The sequence below is a fragment of the Enterobacter sp. A8 genome (genome assembly GCF_004296595.1).
In the GTDB taxonomy this organism is placed as follows: domain Bacteria; phylum Pseudomonadota; class Gammaproteobacteria; order Enterobacterales; family Enterobacteriaceae; genus Enterobacter; species Enterobacter cloacae.
Window position 1 is genome coordinate 634,154 of the sequence record NZ_SCMF01000001.1, and the last position, 25,977, is coordinate 660,130.

Annotated in this window: 21 protein-coding genes and 2 pseudogenes; 5 read left to right on the plus strand and 18 right to left on the minus strand. The window is 55.7% G+C overall.

Annotated features, from left to right (window positions below; translation table 11 throughout):
• Positions 1–90: 90 nt before the first annotated feature.
• Positions 91–663 carry a flavin reductase family protein gene (locus EQV24_RS02985; protein WP_028028033.1) on the plus strand — a complete coding sequence of 191 codons (573 nt, stop codon included), beginning with the start codon at positions 91–93 and terminating at the stop codon, positions 661–663.
• 34 nt (positions 664–697) lie between these two features.
• Here EQV24_RS02985 and fusA read toward each other — a convergent pair whose 3' ends face one another.
• Positions 698–2,797 carry an elongation factor G gene (gene fusA / locus EQV24_RS02990; RefSeq protein ID WP_040022647.1) on the minus strand — a complete coding sequence of 700 codons (2,100 nt, stop codon included), beginning with the start codon at positions 2,795–2,797 and terminating at the stop codon, positions 698–700.
• Between the two features lie 161 nt (positions 2,798–2,958).
• Here fusA and EQV24_RS02995 point away from each other — a divergent pair, with 161 nt between their 5' ends.
• On the plus strand, positions 2,959–3,258 hold the full coding sequence (locus EQV24_RS02995; protein ID WP_013096507.1) for a helix-turn-helix domain-containing protein: 300 nt from the start codon (positions 2,959–2,961) through the stop codon (positions 3,256–3,258).
• A 31-nt stretch (positions 3,259–3,289) separates the two neighbouring features.
• On the opposite strand, the gene EQV24_RS03000 is transcribed toward EQV24_RS02995, so the two are convergent.
• Positions 3,290–3,922: a DNA-binding protein gene (locus EQV24_RS03000; RefSeq protein WP_013096506.1), complete on the minus strand. Its 633-nt coding sequence runs from the start codon at positions 3,920–3,922 to the stop codon at positions 3,290–3,292.
• A gap of 121 nt (positions 3,923–4,043) precedes the next feature.
• Entirely contained in the window at positions 4,044–5,372 is a 1,329-nt protein-coding gene (locus EQV24_RS03005; protein ID WP_029883354.1) for a 2-hydroxycarboxylate transporter family protein, read from the minus strand.
• A 377-nt stretch (positions 5,373–5,749) separates the two neighbouring features.
• Between EQV24_RS03005 and EQV24_RS03010 the strand changes: the two genes are divergently transcribed.
• Positions 5,750–7,435 carry an NAD-dependent malic enzyme gene (locus EQV24_RS03010; RefSeq protein ID WP_130626152.1) on the plus strand — a complete coding sequence of 562 codons (1,686 nt, stop codon included), beginning with the start codon at positions 5,750–5,752 and terminating at the stop codon, positions 7,433–7,435.
• 37 nt (positions 7,436–7,472) lie between these two features.
• On the opposite strand, the gene EQV24_RS03015 is transcribed toward EQV24_RS03010, so the two are convergent.
• The 11 genes and pseudogenes from EQV24_RS03015 to EQV24_RS03070 form a co-directional block, all read right to left on the minus strand.
• Positions 7,473–8,474: a Kdo(2)-lipid IV(A) acyltransferase gene (locus tag EQV24_RS03015; protein ID WP_130626153.1), complete on the minus strand. Its 1,002-nt coding sequence runs from the start codon at positions 8,472–8,474 to the stop codon at positions 7,473–7,475.
• A 177-nt stretch (positions 8,475–8,651) separates the two neighbouring features.
• On the minus strand, positions 8,652–8,882 hold the full coding sequence (gene pptA, locus EQV24_RS03020; protein ID WP_013096502.1) for a tautomerase PptA: 231 nt from the start codon (positions 8,880–8,882) through the stop codon (positions 8,652–8,654).
• 37 nt (positions 8,883–8,919) lie between these two features.
• Complete coding sequence (locus EQV24_RS03025; RefSeq protein WP_130626154.1) at positions 8,920–9,537, minus strand: glutathione S-transferase family protein; 618 nt, start codon at positions 9,535–9,537, stop codon at positions 8,920–8,922.
• Positions 9,538–9,578: 41 nt separating this feature from the next.
• Positions 9,579–10,466, minus strand: a complete 888-nt coding sequence (locus EQV24_RS03030) for an ABC transporter substrate-binding protein (protein ID WP_130626155.1) — start codon at positions 10,464–10,466, stop codon at positions 9,579–9,581.
• A gap of 9 nt (positions 10,467–10,475) precedes the next feature.
• Positions 10,476–11,249 (minus strand): amino acid ABC transporter ATP-binding protein, encoded by a 774-nt coding sequence (locus EQV24_RS03035; RefSeq protein WP_130626156.1) that lies wholly within the window; start codon positions 11,247–11,249, stop codon positions 10,476–10,478.
• Positions 11,233–12,165: an amino acid ABC transporter permease gene (locus tag EQV24_RS03040; protein WP_095908448.1), complete on the minus strand. Its 933-nt coding sequence runs from the start codon at positions 12,163–12,165 to the stop codon at positions 11,233–11,235. The genes EQV24_RS03035 and EQV24_RS03040 overlap by 17 nt, the downstream gene beginning before the upstream one ends.
• 9 nt (positions 12,166–12,174) lie before the next feature.
• Positions 12,175–12,684, minus strand: coding sequence for a GNAT family N-acetyltransferase (locus tag EQV24_RS03045; protein ID WP_130626157.1), 510 nt, complete (start codon positions 12,682–12,684; stop codon positions 12,175–12,177).
• A gap of 9 nt (positions 12,685–12,693) precedes the next feature.
• Positions 12,694–14,956, minus strand: a pseudogene (locus tag EQV24_RS23765) (NtaA/DmoA family FMN-dependent monooxygenase).
• Between the two features lie 16 nt (positions 14,957–14,972).
• A complete protein-coding gene (locus EQV24_RS03060) occupies positions 14,973–16,094 on the minus strand; it encodes an amidohydrolase (protein ID WP_029883362.1) in 1,122 nt (373 codons plus the stop codon).
• On the minus strand, positions 16,073–17,092 hold the full coding sequence (locus EQV24_RS03065; protein WP_130626159.1) for an LLM class flavin-dependent oxidoreductase: 1,020 nt from the start codon (positions 17,090–17,092) through the stop codon (positions 16,073–16,075). Before EQV24_RS03065 ends, EQV24_RS03060 begins: the two co-directional genes overlap by 22 nt.
• A gap of 110 nt (positions 17,093–17,202) precedes the next feature.
• Entirely contained in the window at positions 17,203–17,742 is a 540-nt protein-coding gene (locus tag EQV24_RS03070) for an AAA family ATPase (protein WP_130626160.1), read from the minus strand.
• Between the two features lie 382 nt (positions 17,743–18,124).
• Between EQV24_RS03070 and ansP the strand changes: the two genes are divergently transcribed.
• Complete coding sequence (gene ansP, locus EQV24_RS03075; protein WP_020684770.1) at positions 18,125–19,621, plus strand: L-asparagine permease; 1,497 nt, start codon at positions 18,125–18,127, stop codon at positions 19,619–19,621.
• A 93-nt stretch (positions 19,622–19,714) separates the two neighbouring features.
• Here ansP and EQV24_RS03080 read toward each other — a convergent pair whose 3' ends face one another.
• Positions 19,715–20,776 carry a YncE family protein gene (locus EQV24_RS03080; protein ID WP_020689165.1) on the minus strand — a complete coding sequence of 354 codons (1,062 nt, stop codon included), beginning with the start codon at positions 20,774–20,776 and terminating at the stop codon, positions 19,715–19,717.
• Between the two features lie 244 nt (positions 20,777–21,020).
• On the opposite strand from EQV24_RS03080, the gene pqqU reads away from it, so the two are divergent.
• Complete coding sequence (gene pqqU / locus EQV24_RS03085; protein WP_130626161.1) at positions 21,021–23,135, plus strand: TonB-dependent receptor PqqU; 2,115 nt, start codon at positions 21,021–21,023, stop codon at positions 23,133–23,135.
• 138 nt (positions 23,136–23,273) lie between these two features.
• Here pqqU and EQV24_RS03090 read toward each other — a convergent pair.
• The 3 genes and pseudogenes from EQV24_RS03090 to EQV24_RS03100 form a co-directional block, all read right to left on the minus strand.
• Positions 23,274–23,932 (minus strand): annotated as a pseudogene (locus EQV24_RS03090) (GntR family transcriptional regulator).
• Between the two features lie 253 nt (positions 23,933–24,185).
• Positions 24,186–25,226, minus strand: coding sequence for an NADP-dependent oxidoreductase (locus EQV24_RS03095; RefSeq protein WP_130626162.1), 1,041 nt, complete (start codon positions 25,224–25,226; stop codon positions 24,186–24,188).
• 65 nt (positions 25,227–25,291) lie between these two features.
• Positions 25,292–25,867 (minus strand): helix-turn-helix domain-containing protein, encoded by a 576-nt coding sequence (locus tag EQV24_RS03100; RefSeq protein WP_013096486.1) that lies wholly within the window; start codon positions 25,865–25,867, stop codon positions 25,292–25,294.
• Positions 25,868–25,977: the final 110 nt, after the last annotated feature.

Below are 25,977 nucleotides of genomic sequence, written 5' to 3' on the forward strand. Positions count from 1 at the left end.
AGTGATGTTCTGTTTATAAACTAATTTTACGTGTCCACTTTGATTTCCGTGCTTTTTCGCCATACTCATCGTTATTAATGAGGAGACCCTATGAACCACTTTCGTCCTGTTGAATTACGTCATGCCAGCCGTCTTTTAAACCATGGTCCCACCGTGCTTATCACCAGTCGGGATGAAACCCTGGACAGGCGTAACGTTATGGCTGCCGCGTGGTCGATGCCGGTTGAGTTTGAACCACCGCGTATCGCCATTGTGGTGGATAAAAGCACCTGGTCGCGTGAACTAATTGAACGCAGCGGGCAATTTGGCATCGTCATTCCCGGCGTGTCCGCCGCCAACTGGACCTACGCGGTGGGTAGCGTTAGCGGGCGCGACGAAGACAAATTCAACTGCTACGGCATCCCGGTGGTGAACGGTCCGGCACTCGGCCTGCCCGTCATTGAAGAGAAATGTCTGGCGTGGATGGAGTGCCGGTTATTACCCGTTACATCCGCGGCAGAAAAGTACGATACGCTATTCGGGGAAGTGGTTTCAGCCGCCGCCGATGAACGCGCGTTTGTCGCCGGACGCTGGCTGTTTGACGGGGATAAGCTGAATACCCTGCACCATCTGGGAGCCGGGACGTTTGTGGCGAGTGGGAAAATGGTGAAGGCGCTGGATTGATAAACCCTCCCCCATCGGGGAGAGGGTGAACGTATTACTTCGCACGCCGGGCAATAATCTCATCCGCCACATTGCGCGGTGCTTCCGCAAAATGGTGGAACTCCATCGTGTAGGTCGCGCGGCCTTGCGACATCGAGCGCAGCGTGGTGGCGTATCCAAACATCTCTGCCAGCGGCACGTCAGCGCGGATAATCTGGCTGCCGTACTGCTCTTCCATGCCCTGCACCATGCCACGACGGGATGAGAGATCGCCCATGATATTACCGGCGTACTCTTCCGGCGTTTCCACCTCGACATGCATCACCGGCTCAAGGATCACTGGATCCGCTCTGCGAGCGCCCTCTTTAAACCCGAGGATCGCCGCCATGCGGAACGCCATTTCCGAGGAGTCGACGTCGTGATACGACCCAAAGGTCAGGGTCGCTTTTACATCGACAACCGGATACCCCGCCAGCACACCACTGTTCATGGCTTCGCGCAGCCCTTTTTCCACAGAGGGAATATACTCACGCGGCACCACGCCACCCTTCGTGGCATCTTCAAACTTGAAGCCACTTCCAGGCTCTAACGGCTCAAGGCTCAGGACCACATGCCCGTACTGCCCTTTACCGCCGGACTGCCGGACAAATTTGCCTTCGATATCTTTCACCGCTTTGCGCAGCGTCTCGCGGTAGGTCACCTGCGGACGGCCGATGTTCGCCTCGACGCCAAACTCACGCTTCATGCGATCGACGATAATCTCAAGATGTAACTCACCCATACCGGAAATAATCGTCTGGCCGGACTCTTCATCGGTATGCAGACGGAACGACGGATCTTCCGCCGCCAGGCGTTGCAGGGCAATGCCCATCTTCTCTTGATCGCCCTTGGTTTTTGGCTCGATGGCAAGGGAGATCACCGGGTCCGGGAACTCCATTCGCTCAAGCGTGATGACCGCATTCGGATCGGTGAGCGTGTCCCCGGTGGTCACATCCTTCAGACCCACACAGGCCGCAATATCACCGGCGCGCAGCTCATCCACCTCGTGACGATCGTTGGCATGCATCAGCACGATGCGTCCGATACGCTCTTTCTTGCCCTTCACCGGGTTATACACCGCGTCGCCTTTTCTCAACACGCCAGAGTAAACGCGAATAAAGGTCAACTGCCCGACGTACGGATCGCTCATCAGTTTGAACGCCAGCGCAGAAAACGGCTCTTCATCACTTGGATGACGCTCCGCATGCTGCCCTTTTTCGTCCACACCGTCGATGGCCGGTACATCCAGAGGGGATGGCATCAGCTCAATCACCGCATCGAGCATGCGCTGTACCCCTTTGTTTTTAAAGGCGCTGCCGCACAGCATCGGCTGGATTTCACCGGAGATGGTCCGAATACGCAGCCCTTTGATGATCTCGGCCTCATCAAGGTCGCCCGTCTCCAGGTATTTATCCATCAGCGCGTCGCTGGCTTCTGCTGCCGCAGAGACCATTTTTTCCCGCCACTCCTGCGCGGTGCTCAGCAATTCGTCCGGTACCGGCGCATAGTTAAACACCATGCCTTGTGTGGCATCATCCCACACAATGGTACGCATCTTGATGAGATCCACCACGCCGGTGAAATGCTCTTCCGCTCCCACAGGGATCACAATAGGCACCGGATTCGCCTTCAGGCGTTCCTGCATCATCCGTACGACGCGGAAGAAATCGGCACCCGGACGGTCCATTTTGTTGACGAACGCCAGGCGCGGCACATGATATTTATTCGCCTGACGCCAGACGGTCTCTGACTGTGGCTGCACGCCGCCCACGGAGTCGTACACCATGACGGCACCGTCCAGCACGCGCATGGAACGTTCCACCTCAATGGTGAAATCCACGTGCCCCGGGGTGTCGATGATATTGATCCGGTGCGGTTCAAACCCTCTGTCCATACCCGGCCAGAAGCAGCTGACGGCCGCGGAGGTAATGGTGATCCCGCGCTCTTGCTCCTGCGCCATCCAGTCGGTTGTTGCCGCGCCATCGTGTACTTCACCCAGCTTGTGGCTCATCCCGGTGTAAAACAGGATGCGTTCGGTGGTTGTCGTTTTACCGGCATCGATATGCGCGGAAATACCGATGTTGCGATAACGTTCGAGAGGGATGGGTCGGGGCATAATATTTCCTTAAGTCTGTAAGACTGCGTTGTGACGACCGGGATGGTCGCCTGTGTGTTCGTTTGCTATAATAGTCCTATTGTACGAGTATTATCGAACTATTTTTTCACGGTTGACCTATTGTTGATATAGCTCAATCTGAACGTTGACGCAGGAAAACGATGATCCCAAACCACCCCGAACCTGAACAAATACTGCTGGAAAATGTGCTGTTTGCTCTCGGCAACCCGCTCCGGCTATCGATTATCCGCAGGCTGGCCGATGGCAGTGAACTGAGCTGCAACGCGCTGCGCCCGGACGATGTGGTGAAATCCACCATGACCCACCACTGGCGCGTACTGCGCGACAGCGGTGTAATCTGGCAGCGCCCGCAGGGGCGAGAGAATATGATTTCACTGCGAAGAGACGATCTGGATGCCCGTTTTCCTGGGCTGATGGCGATATTGCTGCGGGCTGAGTAGCGCTGCGGTTACGTTGATATCCGTGGCAACGCTACGCTTTTTCCTGACGATAGACCGGGATCTGCCGTCGGGTCCTGGTCAGCGTATCAAAGACCTCGGTCCCGGAGGTGGTTATTCTCATCCCCGTTTTGCGCAACCGTTGCACATCGGCCGCGATGCGCTGAATGCCGAACCAGAAAAGCCCGTCGAGTGCGGTGACCGCGAGCCCGTTTTCCAGCGCTAACTTTAATCGCTCACGGGGCGCTTTCACCTGCTGGGCGATTTGCCGGTACGGCACTTCGCTCCCCCCTTCGCTATCACTGCGCTGGATACGCGTTTTCAGGTGGTAGTTAAATTCATCGGGGATCCCGTCCAGATTCATTTTCAGGCTATAAACACAGCCGAAGCGCTTGCCGTTAAAAAGCACATTTTTTTGGCTGAGTTGAAGCTCTTTTCTGAGGCCGTCAATTAACTGTGGGGCGCGGGTGAGGAGTAACCGGAAAGGAAGCTCAAAGCTGGTGACGTAATCCACATTCAGCAGCGCCAGACGCAGACGTTCTTCTGCACCGGCCTGTTGCTCCCGACACTCTTCCAGTACCTCCGCCCACTGACGCGTCAGACGCTCTGGTTCGGCGGCTTCGGTAAAGAGAAATTTTTCAATCTGGTAATCAACTCTTCCGGTCATCGTGCGGTTTCCCGTCGCTGTGAATGCGGTAATTCTATCCAGCGCAGTGATATTTATAAAGAACTGAACCGCAGCGGCGTGCTGAAAATGTCGTTGCGATTCAGTCTTCTGACATCCGGGATCAGTGCGCCATTAACCAGCCCATCAGAAGCGTGGCGAAAATCACCGTCGACGCACCGCCAATGCGGGTCGCAATCTGGGCAAACGGCATCAGCGACATGCGGTTAGAAGCGGAAAGAATTGCCACATCTCCTGTCCCGCCCAGCCCGCTATGACAGCAGGTGACAATCGCCGCTTCCACCGGGTACATATTCAGGCGCGACGCAATAAAATAGCCGCTCAGCGCCATTGCGATGACGATCGAACCGCACACCACCACATATCCCACCGAAAAGACCGACACCACGCTCTCGAGCGGCACGTACAGCATGCCGAGACCAATCATCAACGGCCAGACCAGCGCAGCGGAGACAAATTTATAGCAGCTGTGCGCGCCCTGCTCCATGGAGGCCGGGATCACCTTGAAGTATTTGCACAGCACGGCGATGAGGATCATCAATACCGGGCCGGGAATATGCACCAGCTTCTCAAACAGTCCGCCAACGATAAAAAACGCACACACCATCAGCAGCCCGCCCCCCATCAGATGGAAATCCGTCTGCTGTACGCTCTGCGCGCTGGCAAACAGGCTTGTGTCATCTTTGCTGCGGGTTAACATGCCATTGCCTGAAAGCGAGGGACGTTTTGCCCCGAGGCGCGCCAGCGTACCCGCACAAATAATGGCAAAAATATTCCCCACTACGGCGGCGGGTGCCAGTTGCGCCACGTAGACGTCAGGTGTCTGACCCAGTATCGCCGAATAGGCCAGCGACAACGGTAAAATCCCCTCGCCAATCCCTCCGCCGATAATCGGTACGATGATGAAGAAGAAGGTGTGATACGGCGTATAGCCAAACAGCGAACCAACGAGTAAGCCGGTCAGCACGGCCATCAGGGTACCCACCACCAGTGGAACGAACATGCGGATCATCCCCTGGATCAACAGCACGCGGTTCATCCCCAAAATACTCCCCACCACCAGACAGGCGATGACGAAATAGAGCAAATTGGCCTCTTTCATCAACAGGTGAACCGTATCCAGGGTGTGTTTCTCGAATACGCCAAAATAGACCAGCACCGAGGGCAGCATCAGGCACAATATTGCCGGGCCACCAATATCTTTCAGCAGCGGGATTTGTCGGCCAATTTTGGCAAAGGCGAAACCGAGCGTCATGATCACCGCGAGTCCACCGATCATGTTTTTCGGCAGCAGCCCCGCCCACGCGGAGGTGGCCACAATGGCCGCGATCCCGACAAACAGCATCAACGGGACCGCGCCAACTTCAGCATTGCTCAACCCAAAAGCAAAACGTGAAGCGACTGGAGACGTGGTTACAGAATTATCTTTCATATAATCACCGGATTAGTAGGTTCGGATATCAATAAACAGGAATAAATCGTAATTGGCCTGTACTTAATAAAGCTTTAATATTTAATCGTATTCAAATTGCCATTTATAAAAATGGTTCATCGAGAAATTAGCATGGCGATTTCGCCGAAAATGTGAACAGCACGAGGATTTGTTTTTAAATAACTTAATTCATCTTTTCGTAACTAAAGTTTTTAATCGCCGCGTCGGTGTTTTGAAATTAATTAAACCAGAAAGACTGTGACCGTTATCACTACGCCTATGATCCTTAACCGCTAGATTAGCGCGAAACCAAAGACATAAATAAACCTGCGCCTGCAACTGAACCTTATCCGATTATTGAAATTCAGGAGTCATTCATGTCTCGCAAAGAAGTACTGTATACCCCTTATAGCGGCGCCGTATTACTGGAAAACCCGTTATTAAATAAAGGGCTCGCATTTATTAAAGAAGAACGTGATAACTTTAATCTGCACGGTTTGTTGCCACACAACGTTGAAACCATCGAGGAACAAACCGAACGCGCCTGGGTACAATTCTGTCATTTTAAAAGCGATATTTCCCGCCACGTTTATCTGCGTAATATCCAGGATACTAATGAGACGCTGTTTTACAACCTGCTGCGTTCGCACCTGAAAGAGACGTTACCCATTATCTATACCCCCACGGTAGGAGAAGCGTGCGAACACTTCTCGACTATTTATCGCCGCGCGCGTGGGCTGTTTATTTCCTGGCCCAATCGTCACCGTATTGATGAAATGCTGCAAAGCTTCTCACGCAATGATATTCGCGTCATCGTCGTGACCGACGGAGAGCGTATTCTGGGGCTTGGCGATCAGGGAATTGGTGGGATGGGAATACCCATTGGAAAACTCTCGTTATATACCGCCTGTGGTGGGATCCACCCGGCGTCTACCCTGCCGATTATGCTCGATGTCGGTACCAATAATCAGCAGCATCTGGACGATCCCATGTATATGGGCTGGCGTCACCCACGCATCAGCGACGATCAGTACGCCGAGTTTATGGACATGTTTATCAGTACCGTGAAGCAGCGCTGGCCCAATGTATTGCTGCAGTTTGAGGATTTCGCGCAGAAAAACGCCACCAGACTGCTGCAGCGCTACCGCGACCAGCTGTGCTGTTTCAACGACGATATCCAGGGTACCGCCGCCGTGACCGCGGGCACGCTGATTGCTGCCGCCCATGCTGCCGGGACCCGTGTTCGCGATCAGCGCGTGGTCTTCCTGGGGAGCGGATCCGCCGGTTGCGGCATTGCCGAAAAAATCGTGGCGCTGATGATGGATGACGGGCTAACCGAAGCCGAAGCCCGCAGTCGGGTCTTTATGGTCGATCGCTTTGGCCTGCTGACTGATGATATGACCAACCTCCTCGACTTCCAGAAAAACCTGCTCACGGCGCGCGAGGCGATCCGCGACTGGCAGGTTGAGTCGAACAATATTTCGCTGCTGGACGTGGTTAAAAACGCGCATCCGACGGTAATGATTGGGGTCTCAGGCCAGCCGGGCCTCTTCAGCGAAGAGATTGTGAAAGAGATGCATCGCCACTGCCCGCGTCCGGTGATTATGCCGCTTTCTAACCCCACATCCCGCGCGGAGGCGCAACCGCAGGACCTCATTGCCTGGACACAGGGCGCCGCGCTCGTCGCCACCGGCAGCCCGTTTGCGCCGGTGTTCTGGCAGGGCGAGCAGTACGATATTGCCCAGTGTAATAACGCCTATGTATTCCCCGGGCTGGGGCTGGGTATTCTGGCCTGCCATGCACGCCGGGTCACCGAGGAGATGCTGATGGCGGCAAGCTGCAGCCTGGCCGCGCAGTCGCCGCTGGTGACAACCGAAAAAGGCGGGTTATTGCCGCCGGTGGATCATATAGAAACGGTGTCACGCCATATCGCGTTTGCCGTCGCCCGAGCGGCCATTGAGCAAGGTGTTGCGCCAGCCATGGAGGATGAGATGTTGCTGGCGCGGATTGAAGAGACCTGGTGGCAAGCAGATTATGCGCCGTACCGCAGGGCTGCGCTGTAGCCGTCGGCCTGCCCTCATGTTACGGTGAGGGCATACTTTAGTGCTGAATGCCTGACTGTTCAGGCATGTCGCCTGTAGATACAGTTCTGTTGGAAGTGACCACGCTTTTTTTGCGCGCATATCTGTCCGGCTGGCCTTCAGGACGGGTTTTGAAGCGTCGGTGCAACCACATATATTGCTCCGGCGCCATCAGCACCGCGCGCTCAATCGCCCTGTTCATTTGCGTGGCTACCGACGCTTTATCGCCACCCTGCAGCGTTTCGCCGATATCTTCAAGAATAATCAGTTCATAACCGCTGCCGTCTGCCTTTCTGCGTGGAACGAACGGGATCACCGCCGGTCTGGCACTCTTCACCAGCATATAACTTCCGGCGGTTGTCGCGGCATCAGGAACCGCAAAGAACGGTACAAACACGCTGTTGGTTTTGCCGTAGTCGTGATCCGGGGCGTACCAGAGAATTTCATTCTGCTTCAGGGCGCGGATCATGCCCTTCAGGTCATAGCGATCCAGCATGGTTTTATTTGAGCGCAGACGACCACGCGTCTGCAGCCAGTCCAGCAGCGCATTATTGTTAGGGCGATAAACACCGACACCCGGGTTGAGCATGCCAAAGATCCTCGCCCCCAGCTCAAGCGTGAGAAAATGCATACCGATGAGCACCACGCCATTTCCGCGCTCCCGGGCCTCTTCCATATGTTCATATCCGCTGACGCTGAAACATTTACGCACACGCCAGTCAGGCCAGAACCAGGCGATCCCGGTTTCGATGACGCCCATGCCAACCGATTCAAAATTACGCTGCAGTAGCTTTTCGCGCTCATCCTTTTTCATGTCGGGAAAACAGAGCTCAAGGTTGCGGCGAGCGATGTCCACACGACGGGGAAGCAAACGCATGGCCAGACGACCAAGCCCGTGTCCGATTCTTAATAAAAGGGGATACGGGAGCTGCACAATGCACCAGAGCGCTGCAATGCCTGTCCAGCTGAGCCAGTAACGAGGATGAAAAAAGGCGAGTGAGAACTGAGGTAATTTTGTCATGAGAAAATTATCCTGTACTGAATTTAACGCAACTGCTGTGCTTACCAGATGATTTCGTGAAAGTTTTAGAGAGGGAAAGTGTAACGGAAACGTCACAGGATCGTATTATCGATTTTTGCGAAATGTCGGGAGAAACTTAAATGCCGGGTCAACGAGGCCGCTGCCCGGCAAATAAAATTACATCGAATAGCCGGGCTTTTTAATCAACGAATCCAGCTTCGGGCCAATTTCGCTGTCCCAGACCTGCGCTTTCCAGTCTTCAGGATTAACCTGGTTTAACGCCACCGACACTGAACTGTCTTTACTGTTGAAATGACGAATTATCACCTCGGCAATATCAGCCGCCAGCGCGTTTTTTTGTTCGTCGTTTAAATCCCGGGGAAAACATTTGATATCTACATGTGGCATGTGCAGGCTTCCTGTTATGAATCAGGTTTACACGTTATCAGATAATGCCGTTTGCCTTTAACACCTTGTGCAGTTCAGGAAGCTGACACACGGCGTCTGCAATGGCCGTTATCTTTGGCGTATTCTCGGCAAACCACGCATGCCGTGGCCCCCAGGTACGTGCGACCGCAATATAGACGTCGAGTAGCGTAAGCTGTTCACCCAGCGCAAACGGGGCCGCTTTGAGCTGGCTATCGAACCACAAATAGAGGGATTTGCGGTATTCGATACAATTTTTCTTCAACTGTTCCGGTGCGTCAGGCACCCAGCGTTCGGGATAATCGGCATAGGTAAAGGTCGGATAGACGTTCGCGACAAACCAGATAAGCAAGCGCTGAAATTGCTGACGTTCTGCCTGTCCGACGGGCGGCGCCAGATCGGGACACCTGTCGAGCACCATCAGGGCGATGGCGGCTGTTTCGGTCATGATCGCGCCATTTTCCAGCGCCAGTGTCGGCACCTGACACAATGGATTGAGTCTTTGCAGCAATTCGCGCTGCGGACCGGGCGCATCAAACCCGTCCACATCAATAAACTCGTAAGGGATGTCTGCCAGAGTCAGCATCACTTCGCTGATTGCCGAGCCCCAGCCGGGTGCACCATAAAGTTTGATCATGTTGCCCTCTCAGGAGTGAAAATCCTAAGTGTAGAGCACAATTAATACGTGATCCCAGGCGGGTTAACCTCCGAGTGTGTCACCGCTTCGCCCTGCTCTCCCCAGCGCGCCAGCACCTTCTGATACTCCCCGCGCGTGATCGCGCCGTCCAGCGCGGCCTGCAGGGCGTAGACCAGTTGATTGCCTTTTTTGGTGGTCGTGGCAACATACGCTTTTTTCGGGCCCAGCCCGACAACGCGCGTTTTACCGGTCAGCGCGGCTTTATACGCCGCGACCGACTGTGGTCCAAAGAACACATCCGCCCGCCCGGACTGAATATAAAGATTGCCCGAGGCATCATCCGTCAGGTACACCGGCAGCGCGGGCTCACGCCCGGCCTTTTTATTCTCCTCGTTCCAGCCTAAGAGGATGCGCTCCTGATTGGTGCCGGATCCGACAATAACCTTTTTACCCGCAAGATCTTCAGGACCGTTAATCGACCGCACCGGACTGGTGGATTTCACCGTAAACGCCAGCGAATCGACGCGATAGGTCGCAAAATCAAACTTCTCTTTGCGCTGTTCGGTCACCGCAATGTTCACCAGCGCCACGTCATAGCGCCCGGAGGTGATCCCCAGCGGCCAGTCTTCCCAAGCGGTGGGAACGAGCTTCAGTTTTAACCCCAGGCTGCCTGCCAGCAGCCGGGCGATATCCGGATCGCTGCCGATACGCGTACGGTTGTCGCTGGCAAGCAGGGCCAGCGGCGGTGAGTTAAGCGCAGAAATGGCCACCGTGAGCGTTCCCGGCTCGACAAATTTGTAATGAGCGGGGATCTTCGCCACCGCCTGCTGATCCACCGTCACCGGCAGCGGCTGCTCGTTGGCTTTTAAATCAATACTGGCATGGCTGACGGCGGTAAAGGCCAGCCCTGCCAGAAGTCCATATTTCATGGGTACTCCTTACAGGACTCGTGAAAGGAACTGACGCGTTCGCGCGTGCGATGGCCGGTTCAGCACCTCATCGCTGCTGCCCTGCTCCACAATTTTACCGTCGACCATAAACACCACCTGATCCGCTACTTCTCTGGCGAAACCGATCTCATGGGTGACCACCACCAGCGTGGTGCCGGAACGGGCAAGTTTCTTGATGACATCCAGCACTTCGCCCACCAGCTCCGGGTCTAGCGCCGAGGTGGGTTCATCAAACAGTATGACGCGCGGACGCAGCGCCAGCGCGCGGGCAATGGCGATGCGCTGCTGCTGCCCGCCAGAAAGATGGCGCGACCAGGCATCCGCTTTATCACGCAGCCCCACCACATCCAGCAGGCTATACGCCTGCTCAACGGCCTCTTTTTTGCTCAGTTTTTTATGGGCGACAGGCGCTTCAATCAGGTTTTCCAGCACCGTGAGATGCGGGAAGAGATTAAAGTTCTGGAACACATAACCCACATTGACGCGCTGTTTGAGGATCTCTTTCTCTTTTAACTCGTAGAGTTTGTCACCCCGACGGCGATAGCCGATGTAATCCCCGTCAATCTGAATAAACCCTTCGTCGACGCGCTCAAGGTGGTTGATGGTACGCAGCAGGGTCGATTTACCGGAGCCGGACGGTCCGAGGATCACCGTGACGGATCCCGGTGAGATCTCAAGCGACACGTTATCGAGCGCTTTATGGCGACCAAAGAATTTACTGACGCCGGTAATGGAAATATGTCCTTCATGAGAGGCTTGCATGGACGGGCTCCTGTGCGGGCGTGGTGGTGACGGAACGGGAACGGGTACGGCTGAGGGTACGGTTCTGATTCACCGCCGAGCGACGTTCGCTGCGGGCCAGTCCCCGCTCAACACCATACTGGATAGCGGACAACACGGTGGTAATCACCAGGTACCAGGCAGCCCCCACCATCAGCAGCGGGATCACCTCCTGCGTGCGGTTGTAAATCATCTGGATGGTGTAGAACAGCTCCGGCATGGCCAGCACGTAAACCATCGCCGTCCCCTTCGCGAGACTGATGATTTCGTTAAACCCGGACGGCAGTATGGTGCGCAGTGCCTGCGGCAGAATGATCCGCACCGTACGACGCCAGGCCGGTAGCCCCAGCGCAGCGGCCGCTTCATACTGACCATGATCCACGCCGAGGAAGCCCCCGCGAATGATCTCCGCGGTATAGGCGCTCTGCACCAGCGTTAGCCCGACAACGGCGGTAGAGAATTGCCCCAGCACATTGATGGTTTCAAAGCTGCCCCAGGTCATGCCGGTGAACGGCACCCCGAGCGAGAGCGTGTCGTAGAGATAGGAAAAGTTATAAAGGATGATCAGCACTACAATCAGGGGCAGCGAGCGAAACAGCCAGATATAGCCCCAGGCCAGGCTGCTCAGCAGCCAGGATGACGAGAGTCTCGCCAGCGCCAGCATACCGCCCAAAATCACGCTCAGCGCGGTGCCGATCAGCGTCAGCAGTAATGTCTGGCCGACGCCTTCAAAGATCACCGGGTCGAAGAACCAGCGGGCAAACACAGACCACTCCCAGCGCGGGTTAAAGGCGACGGACTGGACAACGACCGCCAGGACAAACAGCGCCACTACGGCACCGACGGCCCGCAGCGGATAACGCGCCGGGACCACTTTTATGGTTTCAACGTTGCTCATCATCGTACCTCATGCGGTTTTACTTAACGCTTCACGAACCAGCGTTTTGGTGAAACGCAACCGACCATCAAACGGGGGCTGGCTGTACTCTTCCGGATCGCGGTTAAGATCGAACTGCGGCTGGTAACCCTGGCTAAGATAGAGCCGTACCGCTTCCGGCTGGCGAAAACCGGTGGTCAGGTAGATCTGGCTGTAGCCTGCCAGCACCGCCCGGCGCTCCAGCTCCTGCACCACGCGCCCCGCAAGCCCCTGCTGACGCAGGCTTTTGTCCGTCCAGATGCGTTTGATTTCTGCGGTGCGTTCGTCGAAGGGTTTGTACGCCCCGGTGGCAATAATCTTCCCGTCACGCTCCAGGACGATAAACAGCCACTGCGGCGCCAGATACCACTCGGTGAGCTCGACCTCAGCATCTTTCGAAAAATAGTCACCGTAGCGGGCAGCGTATTCACCGAACAGCCCATTGATGATGGGCTGAAGATCGGCATCTTCCGGCGAAACGTCACGAAATTGTTCACTCATAACGCCTCCTTAATCACCCAGACCGGCCGGGTTGACTTCCGACTGCGGGATGCGTTCCACCCCTTCTCCCCAGCGGTTCAGCACTTTGTCGTAATCGCCGTTTTTGATCACGCCATTAAGCGCGGTCTGCACCGGTTCCACCAAGCCGCTGCCTTTTTTCAGCGTCACCGCGATATGCGCCGCCTTCGGCCAGCCGCCGTCGACGCTTCCCACCAGTTTGGTTTTACCGGTCAGCGCCGCTTTCCACGCGCCAATCACGTTTGGGCCAAAATACGCATCCGCACGCCCGGACTGGAGCGCCAGCGTTTGTGCCGCGTCATCTTTGGTGTAGACCGGGGTAAACGGTTTCAGTCCCTTCTTAAGGTTTTCGGCGTTCCATGCCAGCAGGATGGCCTCCTGGTTAGTGCCTGAGCCCACAATAATGCGCAGCCCGGCAATGTCCTCCGCCTTCTGCAGGGATGTGATTGGACTGGTTGATTTCACATAGAAACCGAGCGAATCCTTACGGTAGGTGGCGAAATCAAACTTCTCTTTACGCGCTTTAGTCACGGTGATGTTGCTGATCGCCGCATCGTATTTCCCGGAGGCCACCCCCAGCGGCCAGTCCTCCCAGGAGGTTGGCACCACGTTCAGCTCCAGCCCCAGGCTATCCGCCACCAGACGGGCCACGTCAACTTCGCTTCCCAGAAGCGTTTTGTTGTCATCCGAGAAAACCGTCAGCGGCGGTTGATTGAGGCCCGCCACCGCGACGGTAAATTTCCCCGGCACGGCAAAGCGATAATCTTTCGGCAACTGCGCGATGGCATCGTCGTTTTTGGCGGTATTGATCGGCGTTTTGTTGGCCTCAATACTCACGCCGGTGCCGTTAATGTTCACATTCTCTGCCCAGACGGCAGGGGTAAAGGCCAGCGCGAGCGCCAGAATAAGCGATGGTTTCTGCATAGCGGGTTCTCTTTTATTGTTGTGTGAACTGATTTTTGGGTTCGTCCAGGCCCAGGCTGTCGCGCAGCGTGGTCCCGGGGTAGTCAGTGCGAAACAGGCCGCGGGCCTGTAGCACCGGCACCACCTGGTCAACAAAGAGCGGGAAGGTATCTGGCGTCCCGCCCTGGATGATGAAGCCGTCGGCTGCATAGCCGTCGAACCACGCCTGCAGGCCGTCCGCCACCTGCTCCGGCGTACCGGAAAAACGGGGGCGTGGTGAGGCCGCTTCCAGCGCGACCTGACGCAGCGTCAGCTGACGTTCGCGGGCATTACGCTTTATCTCATCCGTGGTGCTGCGGAAGCTGTTTTTTCCCAGATCGCCGAGGTCCGGGAACGGCTCGTCGAGCGGATACTGGCTGAAATCGTGATGTTCGAAATAGCGTCCGAGATAATTGAGCGCATCCTTAACCGACACCAGCGCCGCGGTGGTCTGGTACTGGTTTTCCACATCTTCGGCATCTTTTCCGACAATCACGCTCACGCCCTGGAAGATGTGCAAATCAGAGGCACGACGACCGTTATTTTCCAGCTGCTGCTTCACATCACGGTAGAACGCTTGTGCTTCTTCGAGAGTTTCATGGTGGGTGAAGATCGCATCGGCATGCTTCGCAGCCAGCTTTTTACCGTCGTCCGATGCGCCAGCCTGGAACACTATCGGACGTCCCTGCGGCGTGCGACCAATATTGAGCGGCCCGGCGACCTGGAAGAAATCACCACGGTGATCCAGGGTATGCAGTTTGGCGGGGTCAAAAAACTGACCACTCTCTTTGTTGCGCACAAAGGCATCGCCTTCCCACGAGTCCCACAGCCCTTTCACTACGTCAAGATACTCATCCGCAATGCGGTAGCGCAGCGCGTGCTCGGGGTGTTTTTCACGCGAGAAGTTCCTGGCCGACCCTTCCAGCGGCGAGGTCACGACGTTCCAGCCCGCACGGCCGTTGCTGAGATGATCCAGGCTGGCAAACTGGCGCGCCACGGTAAAAGGTTCGCTGTAGGAGGTGGATAACGTGCCCACCAGCCCCAGACGCGAGGTAATGCTCGCCAGCGCGGAGAGCACCGTTAACGGCTCAAAGCGATTTAAAAAATGCGGGATCGACTTCTCATTTATGTAGAGGCCATCGGCTACGAATAAAAAGTCGAGCTTGCCCTCCTCTGCTTTTAACGCCGTCGCTTTGACGAAATCAAAATTAATACTGGCATCGGCGACCGCCGCAGGATGGCGCCAGGCGGACATATTCCCGGAAGCACCGTGCAAAATGGTCCCCAGCCGCAATTGTCGGGTTGCAGACATATTCACCTCTTCTGAATTAAACGTGTTGCAGGGCTTTTTCCGCAAGCTGTGCAAAATAACGGGCAGCCGGCTCAATTAATGCTTCGTCCGGATTAAAGGCCGGGTGATGTAAACCATACGGGCTATTGCTGCCAATGCTGACAAACGCGCCGGGGATCTGCTGCAGATAGACTGCAAAATCCTCTCCGCCCATATGCAACTCGGCATGCTGCGTTTCATACCCCGCTTCCCGGGCGACCGAGGTGGCAAACGCCGCCCAATGCTCGTCATTGACCAGCGCAGTCGGTCCGGCATACCAGGTGATATCAATCTGAGCACTGAAGGCGCTGGCGAATCCGGCGGCGATTTCACCGACACGCGCTTTGACGTTCTGTTGAACTTCCGTGCGATGCGTGCGCAGCGTCCCTTCCAGCTCAACGCTTTCCGGCAGGACGTTCCAGGTATTGCCGCCCGCAATGCGCGTTACGCTCAGCACAACGGAGTCCAGCGTATTCACGTTGCGACTGGCGACGCTCTGCAACGCGGTAACAAGCTGGCTTGCCAGCACAATCGCGTCGTTGCCTTCATGAGGCCGTGCGGCATGAGCACCTTTGCCGGTAATGCGGATCACAAACCGATCGACGTTGGCATAGAACGGCCCGCCGCGGGTGGCAAACTCACCCACCGGCAACCCCGGCTCGTTGTGCATACCGAAGATGGCGCTGACGTCACGTAACGCCCCGGCCCGCACCATGCTCTTCGCACCGCCAAAATTCTCTTCGGCAGGCTGGAACAGGATCCGCACGCGACCGTTGAGCAACGCTTCACGTTCTTTTAGTTTTAATGCCGCCCCGAGGATCACGCTGGTGTGGATGTCGTGACCGCAGGCGTGCATCACTCCTGCACGCTGCGAGCTAAACGCCACCCCGCTGCGCTCTTCGATCGGTAAGGCATCAATGTCCGCCCGCAGGGCAATCAGTTTGTTGCCGTTGCCGATCTCCGCCACCAGCCCGGTAGGCAAGTCATAAGGTAGCGGTGTAATACCGGCATGGGTCAGCCACTGGTGCAAACGGGCGGTTGTTTCCACCTCCTGGCCCGACAGCTCCGGGTGCTGGTGTAGCTCACGACGCCAGGCAATCAGTTGTTCGCCAAAACGCATACGTTAACCTCCCTGTTAAGTCGCGCCTGCGCCAGCAGACGCAGGGACTGCACGCGCGCGGCGCCGTCCACAACCGGTGTGTCGATAATGAATTCGTCAATACCCCACTGGTGATGCAGGGCGTCCAGTTGTGCCAGTACCGACTCAGCAGTCCCGGCCACCAGCGACTGCGCGCGACGCGCTATACGCAGCGGCTCGCTGCCTGCCTGACGCGCAAACGCATAGGCTTGCTCTTCGCTGGCCACCGTAACGCGCTGGCCGTTTGCCAGCTCCACGCCCCAGACTTCAACCTTTTGTGCCAGCGAGTGCGCCTTGGCCTGAGAGTCCGCCACAATGACCTGAACCGCCACAATCACCTCCCGGGCGCTGTGTTCACGCCAGGTGGTGATGACCTCGCGCAGCAGGTCGGGATCACCATTCAGGTGAGCGGCAAAGACAAAATGCCAGTTGAGCTTTGCGGCCAGCAGAGCACTTTCGACACTCGCTCCCAGCAGGAATCCTTGCGCCGGAACCGGCGGCAACGGCGTGGCGCGCACCGCCTCCTCCGCCGACTGATTTTCAGGACGGATCCAGCTATCGAGCTGCGCCAGCTGTTCGGCAAAGCTGCCCTTTTCCTGCTGATTCAGACCGAGTTGCAACGCGCGGGTGGAGAGCGGCAGACCGCCAGGCGCTTTTCCAACGCCCAGATCCACGCGTCCGGGAGCCAGGGCAGCCAGGAGATTGAAGTTTTCTGCAACTTTATACGGGCTGTAGTGTTGCAGCATGACGCCGCCCGATCCCACGCGGATACGCGTTGTCTGCCCGAGGATCCAGGCAATCAATAACTCCGGCGAGGGGCTGGCCAACTGTGGGGTGTTGTGGTGTTCGGCAATCCAGAAACGGTGATAACCGAGAGTTTCCGCCTGTTGCGCCAGCGCCAGGGTTCGCGCCAGCGCATCGGCGGCTGTTTCATTTTCAGCGATGGGGCTTTTATCCAGAATGCTGATTCGCCAGGACATGTTGCGTTCTCGTTTGACTTAACATGTCGTTATTAATAAAGGCGTATTTCACCGCTGAGAAACAATTAATTTACATTTGGTTTGCCGGAAATCAGATATATAAAACCCTGTTAAGAATAAGACTTAAGTGAGGCGATAAGCGTTTCCGCCTGAGCGCGGCGGGTAATACGGATAAAGCGTATGTGTGCGTAGTCCGGGTTTTGCATATCGACCTGATAACGCCTGCGGTTGTTGCGCCAGGTTTTAATCGTCCAGATGATAATGGACTCTCTGCTGAGGAAGGCGCGCCGGAAACTCTCTTTATTGCCCGTTCCCGGCCAGAGTTCGTGTTGATTCCAGGCCCGCTTGATCGCCCGGATAACGGCCTGATACAGCGTACGGACAAATCCATAGTCCACCCAGACGACCAGATCCACATTGCGCCATTTAACGGGGCGCGTGCGGTTATAGTTGCCATCGAGCACCCAGTTTTGAGAAGCGCTTAATGCATGCTCCAGTTTTTCCAGAAACGCATCATCTGCTGTGCCCTGCCAGTTCGGGCGCCAGTAAAGCCTGTCCATCTCAATATAAGGAATAGCCAGCTCATCAGCGATCCGTCTTGCCAGCGTGGTTTTTCCACTTCCGCTGGTGCCGATTACATTAATTTTCACCGTTAGCCTCGTTCTGGCAGAATAAAAACCAAACCGATCATAGCGTTTACCTTCCGCTAGTTCCACTGAGCAACTGATAAGCGCCACTGATGTTTAAATCATCAATCCGCGAATCTTTTGTCTAAAAACTCACCACGATTCAGCGCGTTGTGATCCCCGTCTGCTCTGACCACACGATTTCCTTCGACGTGCATCACTTTCGGCACGGTTATATTTTGCGTCGCTTATCAATTGCAGGTAGGATGCCTCGCCATGTTTCGCCTTATCCATACGCAGAATGACTGGGAAGGCGACATGTGTTTGCGCAGAAGCAATCGTTTGTATGCTCTCTGCCAGGCAGGACTATCACGATAATGGTTCAGACAGGCAAACAGGTAACTCAATGAAAACAAGCAATAAAAGCGCAGCCGATCATCATGCTGCTAAACGTCGCTGGTTAAACTCCCATGAAGAGGGCTACCACAAAGCGATGGGCAACCGTCAGGTTCAAATGATCGCCATCGGCGGCGCTATCGGTACAGGTCTGTTTTTAGGTGCTGGTGCACGTCTGCAGATGGCTGGCCCGGCTCTCGCCCTCGTCTATCTGGTGTGCGGGATCTTCTCCTTCTTCATTCTTCGCGCGCTGGGCGAACTGGTACTGCATCGCCCTTCCAGCGGCAGCTTTGTCTCTTACGCCCGCGAATTTCTCGGTGAAAAAGCCGCCTATGTCGCTGGCTGGATGTACTTCGTTAACTGGGCGATGACCGGTATCGTCGATATCACTGCCGTTGCGCTGTATATGCACTACTGGGGCGCGTTTGGCGATATCCCGCAGTGGGTCTTTGCGCTTGGCGCCCTGGCGATTGTCGGCACCATGAACATGATCGGAGTGAAGTGGTTCGCCGAGATGGAGTTCTGGTTTGCACTGGTAAAAGTGCTGGCGATTGTGATTTTCCTGGTCGTCGGTACCGTCTTCCTTGGCAGCGGTAAGCCGCTTGACGGCAATGCAACCGGCTTCCATCTGATAACCGATAACGGCGGCTTCTTCCCGCACGGTCTGCTGCCGGCGCTGGTTCTGGTGCAGGGCGTGGTGTTCGCCTTTGCCTCTATCGAACTGGTGGGTACGGCGGCAGGCGAATGTAAAGACCCGCAGACCATGGTGCCAAAAGCCATTAATAGCGTGATCTGGCGTATCGGTCTGTTCTATGTGGGTTCTGTGGTGCTGCTGGTTCTGCTGCTGCCATGGAACGCCTACCAGGCGGGTCAGAGCCCGTTTGTGACCTTCTTCTCTAAGCTCGGCGTACCATACGTGGGCAGTATCATGAACATCGTGGTGCTGACCGCGGCGCTCTCCAGCCTCAACTCTGGCCTCTATTCTACCGGCCGTATTCTGCGCTCCATGTCGATGGGCGGCTCTGCGCCGAAGTTTATGTCGAAGATGAGCAAGCAGCAGGTGCCATATGCCGGTATCCTGGCGACGCTGGTGGTCTACGTGTTTGGCGTGTTCCTGAACTACCTGGTGCCGTCCCGCGTGTTCGAGATCGTGCTGAACGTGGCCGCGCTGGGGATTATCGCCTCCTGGGCCTTTATCGTGGTCTGCCAGATGCGTCTGCGCAAAGCCATTAAAGAGGGCAAAGCGGCTGACGTGAGCTTCAAGATGCCGGGTGCTCCGGTGACCTCATGGCTCACCCTGCTGTTCCTGTTCAGCGTGCTGGTACTGATGGCGTTCGACTACCCGAACGGCACCTATACCATCGCCACCATTCCGCTGCTGGCCGTTCTGCTGATTGCCGGCTGGTTTGGCGTGCGTAAGCGCGTGCATGAAATCCACAGCACCGCGCCGGTTCATCATGACGATGAAAAACACGACGGCCCGCTGGTGGAAGAGACCTCGCGTTAATAAAAAAAGCCGGGTGGCGGCTTCGCCTTACCCGGCCTACATTTCAGGGTTTTGTAGGCCCGGTAAGCGCAGCGCCTCCGGGCAATGCCCACATTAGAGCGCGATACGTACCACATCGTCAGGCTGGGTCGCTTCCTGCTGACGGGTGGATTTCTGTTTCACCGTCACGTACAGCGTTTTGCCATCGGCAGAGAGCGCCAGGCTGTTTGGATAGACCGGCGTGTCGAAGGTTTTCGTCACTTTGTAGGTTTTGGTATCAATCACGCTCACCTTTCCGGCTTCACGATGCGTCACGTACGCTTCGTTGCGCGTCGGGTTAAAGAGCACCGCCAGCGACTCTGGCGTCGCAATCTTCTCAATCACGCTGCCATCTTTCAGGCTCACCACCAGCACTTCCGGCTGTTTTGAATCGGTCAGGAAGGCACGCTGCCCGGCCGTATCCAGACTCAGGTTCAGGTAGAAGTGCTCTTTGCCATCATCCTGCACCTTTTTGCGGCTGATGATTTTGTTGCTGGCGGTATCAATTGTCACCAGTTCGCCATCGGCGTTGGTGGTATAGAGTCGTTTCGCCTGCGCATCCAGCGCCAGGCCGGTGCCGTAAGTACCGGTATTGGCGATGGTATCCTTCAGCTTCAGCGTTGTGCCATCCACCACCCAGATCACGCTCTCTTTACCGACCCCGGTGATGTACACGGTGTGGGTGGCATCATCCGCCACCAGCTGACGTGGCTGCAGCGGTTTGACCGTGTCACTGCGTTTGCGGTCGTCCAGAACCAGGCGCCCTTTCACCTCGCCCGTTTTGGCATCAATGGCGGTTACGGCGCCATTGATGGTGTTGCCCAACCACAGCGTCTGGGAGGCCGAATCCAGGGTGGCGCCAAACGGTTTAAGATCGTTATGAATAACTTGCGTCACGTCCAGTGTGACCGGATCGAGGCGATACACAATTCCGCCTTTATCCATTTTACGGCTTTGTGATGTCGCAACCCATAGCGCATTCTCCTGCTGGCTCACGGCCATTTCATACGCGCCTTTGCCTACCGCTTTGCGCAACATCTCTTCGCCAGCATGCACCTGGAAAGTACCGGCAAGCAGTAAAGCGCTACACAACAGAGAACGACGCAGACGCGGCGAGCACAGATGACGTAAAGACATAACAATTCCTTTTTCACAAGAGGGGGTGTACTGCTGACATCACTTCCGGTCGGCAACGTCATGGCATTGCCGTTTTGTTAATGAGAATAGTAATCATTAATCAGCAAAATGTGGAGTTTTTCTTTTCCGTTTCGCCTTTCCTTAACGCAATGTGCGGTTATAGTTTTCAAAGCATTTACAAAAGTTTTAACATATATGCACATGTTCCATTTGGTACGTTTCTTATCCTTAACCGGTTTATTTCATGAAAATCATTTTTGCCCATAGGGCTACGCTTCCACTGCTGCTGGCTCCTGTTATCTTTTCGCCCCTCACCGCAATGGGCGCGGATGAACAGACCCTGATCGTCAGCGCCACCCCACAAACGGTATCGGAGCTTGATACCCCGGCGGCGGTCAGCGTCGTGAACGGCGATGATATGCGTCACGCCGCGCCACGCATTAACCTCTCGGAATCGCTTGGTAGCGTCCCGGGCCTGCAAATTCAGAACCGCCAGAACTACGCCCAGGATCTGCAGCTGTCGATGCGTGGGTTTGGCGCCCGCTCCACCTTCGGGGTGCGCGGTATTCGAATGTACGTGGACGGGATCCCGGCGACCATGCCAGACGGCCAGGGCCAGACCTCTAACATCGATCTCTCCAGCGTTGAGAGCGTGGAAGTGCTGCGCGGCCCCTTCTCTGCCCTGTATGGCAACGCCTCCGGCGGCGTGATCAACATCAACACCCAGACCGGTCAACAGCCGCCGACCATTGAGGCCAGCAGCTATTACGGCAGTTACGGTACCTGGCGCTACGGGATGAAAGCCACCGGCGCGATGGGCGACGGCACACACGCGGGCGATGTGGATTACACCGTATCCACCACCCGCTTCACCACCAAAGGCTACCGCGATCACAGCGGTGCGCGGAAGAATCTCGCCAACGCCAAACTGGGCGTGCGGATTGACGATGCCAGCAAGCTGACGCTGATCTTTAACAGCGTGGACATGAAAGCCAACGATCCGGGTGGACTGAATTACCAGGAGTGGCAGGATAACCCGCGCCAGTCTCCACGTGGCGATCAGTACAACACGCGCAAAACCATCAAGCAGACCCAGGCCGGGCTGCGCTATGACCGCCAGCTCAGCGCGCAGGACGATCTCAGCGTCATGATGTACGCCGGCGAGCGTGAAATGACCCAGTACCAGTCGATCCCTTATCAGCCACAGCTGCGCCCCTCCCACTCTGGCGGCGTGATTGATATGCAGCGTCACTATCAGGGCATCGATACACGCTGGACACACCGCGGCGAACTGCTGGTGCCGGTGACCTTTACCACCGGCCTGAACTACGAAAACATGAGCGAAGATCGTCGCGGGTATGAGAACTTCGTGATGAACAACGGCGTACCGGAGTACGGCGTAAAAGGCGACAAGCGCCGCAACGAACGTAACCTGATGTGGAACGTTGATCCCTACCTGCAAACCCGCTGGCAGTTAACCCAGAAACTCTCTGTGGATGCCGGGGTGCGTTACAGCTCCGTCTGGTTTGATTCCAACGATCATTACGTTACGCCAGGCAACGGCGACGACAGCGGCGACGCGAGCTATCACAAGTGGCTCCCGGCCGGGGCGGTGAAGTATGCCGTGACGGACGCGTGGAACCTTTACGCTGCGGCAGGTCGTGGATTTGAAACCCCCACCATCAATGAACTCTCCTACCGCGCGGATAACCAGGGCGGCCTGAACATTGGCCTGAAACCGTCCACCAACAATACCTATGAAGTGGGTAGCAAAACCCGCATCGGCAATGGCCTGCTGACCGCGGCCCTGTTCCGCACCGACACCGACGATGAAATTGTGGTGGATGCCAGCTCTGGCGGACGTACCAGCTACAAAAACGCCGGTAAAACCCGTCGTCAGGGGGTGGAAGTTTCCCTCGATCAGCAGTTTGCTGAAAACTGGAAGCTGAAAATGGCATGGACATATCTGGACGCCACCTACCGCACCAACGTCTGCGGTGATGACAACTGTAACGGCAACCGGATGCCGGGCATTGCCCGCAATATGGGCTTTGCCTCGTTTGGCTGGCAGCCTGAGGAAGGCTGGTATGCGGGTACCGACGTGCGTTACATGAGCGATATCATGGCCGACGACGAAAACACGGCAAAGGCTCCGTCCTACACGGTGGTCGGTCTGAATACCGGGTATAAGTTCAACTATGGCAACTGGGGCCTGGATCTCTTTGGTCGCGTTGATAACCTGTTCGACAAAACGTATGCCGGCTCGGTGATTGTCAACGAATCCAACGGACGTTATTACGAACCTGCTCCGGGTCGTAACTACGGCGTTGGCCTGTCGGTTGCTTATCGTTTCGAGTAGGACTAAAACAGGCATTTTATTGCCTGTTTTTCTCTTTCGTAATCTTAAATATCGTTCCTGATGGCATAGAGCCATCAGGATTTATTCATGGAGCGAATATTTTAAGACGGGAATATAGATTGGCTGCTAAATAATTCCTCAGCTAAAATATTGACGCTGTAAAAGTGAATTAGCTTCATCAATCAGTTTATCCACCGCTTTCTGGCTGGCTTCAACATCCCCTCTTTCCAGTGCCGCAAGTAACTCCTCGTTGTGATACGCCGACGCTTTGATGTCGTTGAGCTCCTGATGCAGATAGTTAATACGCGTATCCACAGTTGCTCAATTAATGCGCTGAGCGTTGGCATCTCCGCATACTGATAAAGGGTGAAGCGAAACACGCGATTCGCGTGCAGCGCCTGCTGAACATTGCCGTTGCGCATCGCCTCATGAAAGGCGTCCGACATTTTGCGCAACGTCTCAAGCTTAGCTGGCGTCATATGCTGACAGGCGGCCGCTACCGCCATTGGTTCCAGTTGTTTCCTGATAGCGGTGATCTCGTTATAGCGTTCCAGCGTGACCTCCGGCACCAGAAACGCCTGCGCCGGTGTGGCCTGCAGCGCCCCTGAGGAGACCAGTCGCAAAAGTGCCTCACGAACCGGTGTGATACTGGTTCCTAATTTATCGGCAATCTCTTTGGTAATCAGTCGAGCGCCAGGTTTCAACGAGCCTGTAATTAATGCCCCTTTCAAACTGATTTCAACTTGCATGGTAAGACTGATTCTTTGCGCTTTCTCTAAATGATCCAAATCAAGCATGTTCAATTCCTGTAGCTAAAACTTAATGCTATTTATTAACGTCAGTTTAAATAAACGACGTTGGTCCGATATATCCTGTATCGTCATGCCTGGTGGTGGGAAATGCGTATAAACATCAAAAAGTACAAACACGGTTTTTTATCGCTCTTTGGCTCATCCGCAAGGAAGGCACGAAAGCTGTGTAGGTTTAATTAAAGACAATATATCGTATCTTCACAAATAAATATGGCGGGTTACCCCGCCATAATCTTGTTTATTTATTGTCTGCCGCGACGCGAATCACGACTTTGCCAAAGTTTTTGCCTTCCAGAAGGCCAATCAGCGCATCCGGTGCGTTTTCCAGCCCGTCGGTCACCTGTTCACGATAGTGGATTTTACCCTCCTGCACCCAGCGCCCCATCTCTTCCTGGAACTCTTTGATGCGGTGTCCGTAATCCTGGCCGATGATAAAACCCTGCATACGAATGCGTTTTTTCAGGATGGTGCCCATTAACAGCGGCAAACGATCCGGCCCCTCAGGCAGACCGGTGGCATTGTAGCCGCTCACCAGACCACATACCGGCACCCGCGCGGAGGTATTGAGCAGCGGGAGCACGGCGTCAAAGACCTTACCGCCAACGTTTTCATAATAGATATCAATACCGTTCGGGCAGGCGTTCTGAAGCTGCGTGGCAAAATCATCGGCATGATGATCCAGACACTGGTCAAAGCCCAGCACCTCAACGGCATGGCGGCATTTCTCTGCGCCTCCGGCCACACCGATGACCCGGCAGCCTTTGATTTTACCGATTTGCCCAACCGTCGCACCTACGGGCCCCGTTGCCGCGGCAACCATCAGAGTCTCACCCGCTTTGGGTTGCCCGATATCCAGCAGCCCCATGTAGGCGGTAAAGCCCGGCATTCCCAGAACGCCAAGCGCCCAGGAAGGATGGGAGGGATTTTCGCCCAGTTTGACCAGGCCACTGCCGTCAGAGAGGTCGTACTCCTGCCAGCCGCTGTATCCCAGCACCCATTCCCCTGCTTTAAAATCCGGATGACTGGACTGCTCAACGCGGCTGACCGTTCCGCCGACCATCACCGCACCAATTTCAACCGGCGGCGAATAGGAAGGCGCATCGCTCATGCGGCCGCGCATGTACGGGTCAAGCGAAAGCCAGATCGTACGCAGCAGAACTTCTCCTGCCGCCGGTACCGGAACCGGCTGCTCTTCGAGACGAAAGTTATCCGCGACCGGCGCGCCGTGTGGACGCGAAGCCAGTACCCAGCGACGGTTTTGCGAAACAGATTGATTCATCAGAGACTCCTTATGGTACAGATGTCCATTGATCCTGGCTCATGATTCGCCTGAGCGCCTTAACATTACGAGCCAGACTGGTTAAGACGAACCACCAGATAGACGCAGGGTTCATTGGTTTCGTTAATGAACCGACAGTCATTGGGCGGCCCGAGCTCCAGACAATCCCCGGCCTGCATTTCGTGGCGGGTGTCGCCTTCCTGAAAGACCAGCTCCCCGGACTGCAGCCAGATCAGCTGGCGGGCCAGCGCATAGGACGATGCGGGCATCGGCACATCGCTCCCGGCGGGCAGTTCAACCTGGACAAGATCGATGGGCAGATCGGTGCGCGGTGAAACGTGGCGGCGCAGATAATGGGTTTGCGGATCGCGCCAGACGGGCTGGTTAGCAAGGCGCAGCAGTTTACCCTCCTGCATCTCCGCTCTTGCTATCAGCGTTGACATGCTGATACCGAACGCGCCGGATAAGCGCGCAAGCAGCGTTGCCGTCGGGCTGCTGTCGCCGCGCTCAATTTTGTGGATCATGGCGCGCGAGACGCCTGCCCGATCGGCGAGTTCGCTCAGCGACCATCCGCGTGATTCGCGTTCAAGGCGAATTCTTGCGCTAATCCGTTGATTCATCGTGTCTGTTATGGTGTTCATGACGTCATACTATAGTGTATGAACGGTATTTCAATGAGGTTTTAATAACAAAAAAATCGGGCTTATACCGTAGCCATCTGTCCGGGTTATTGTGTAATATCGTAGCAATA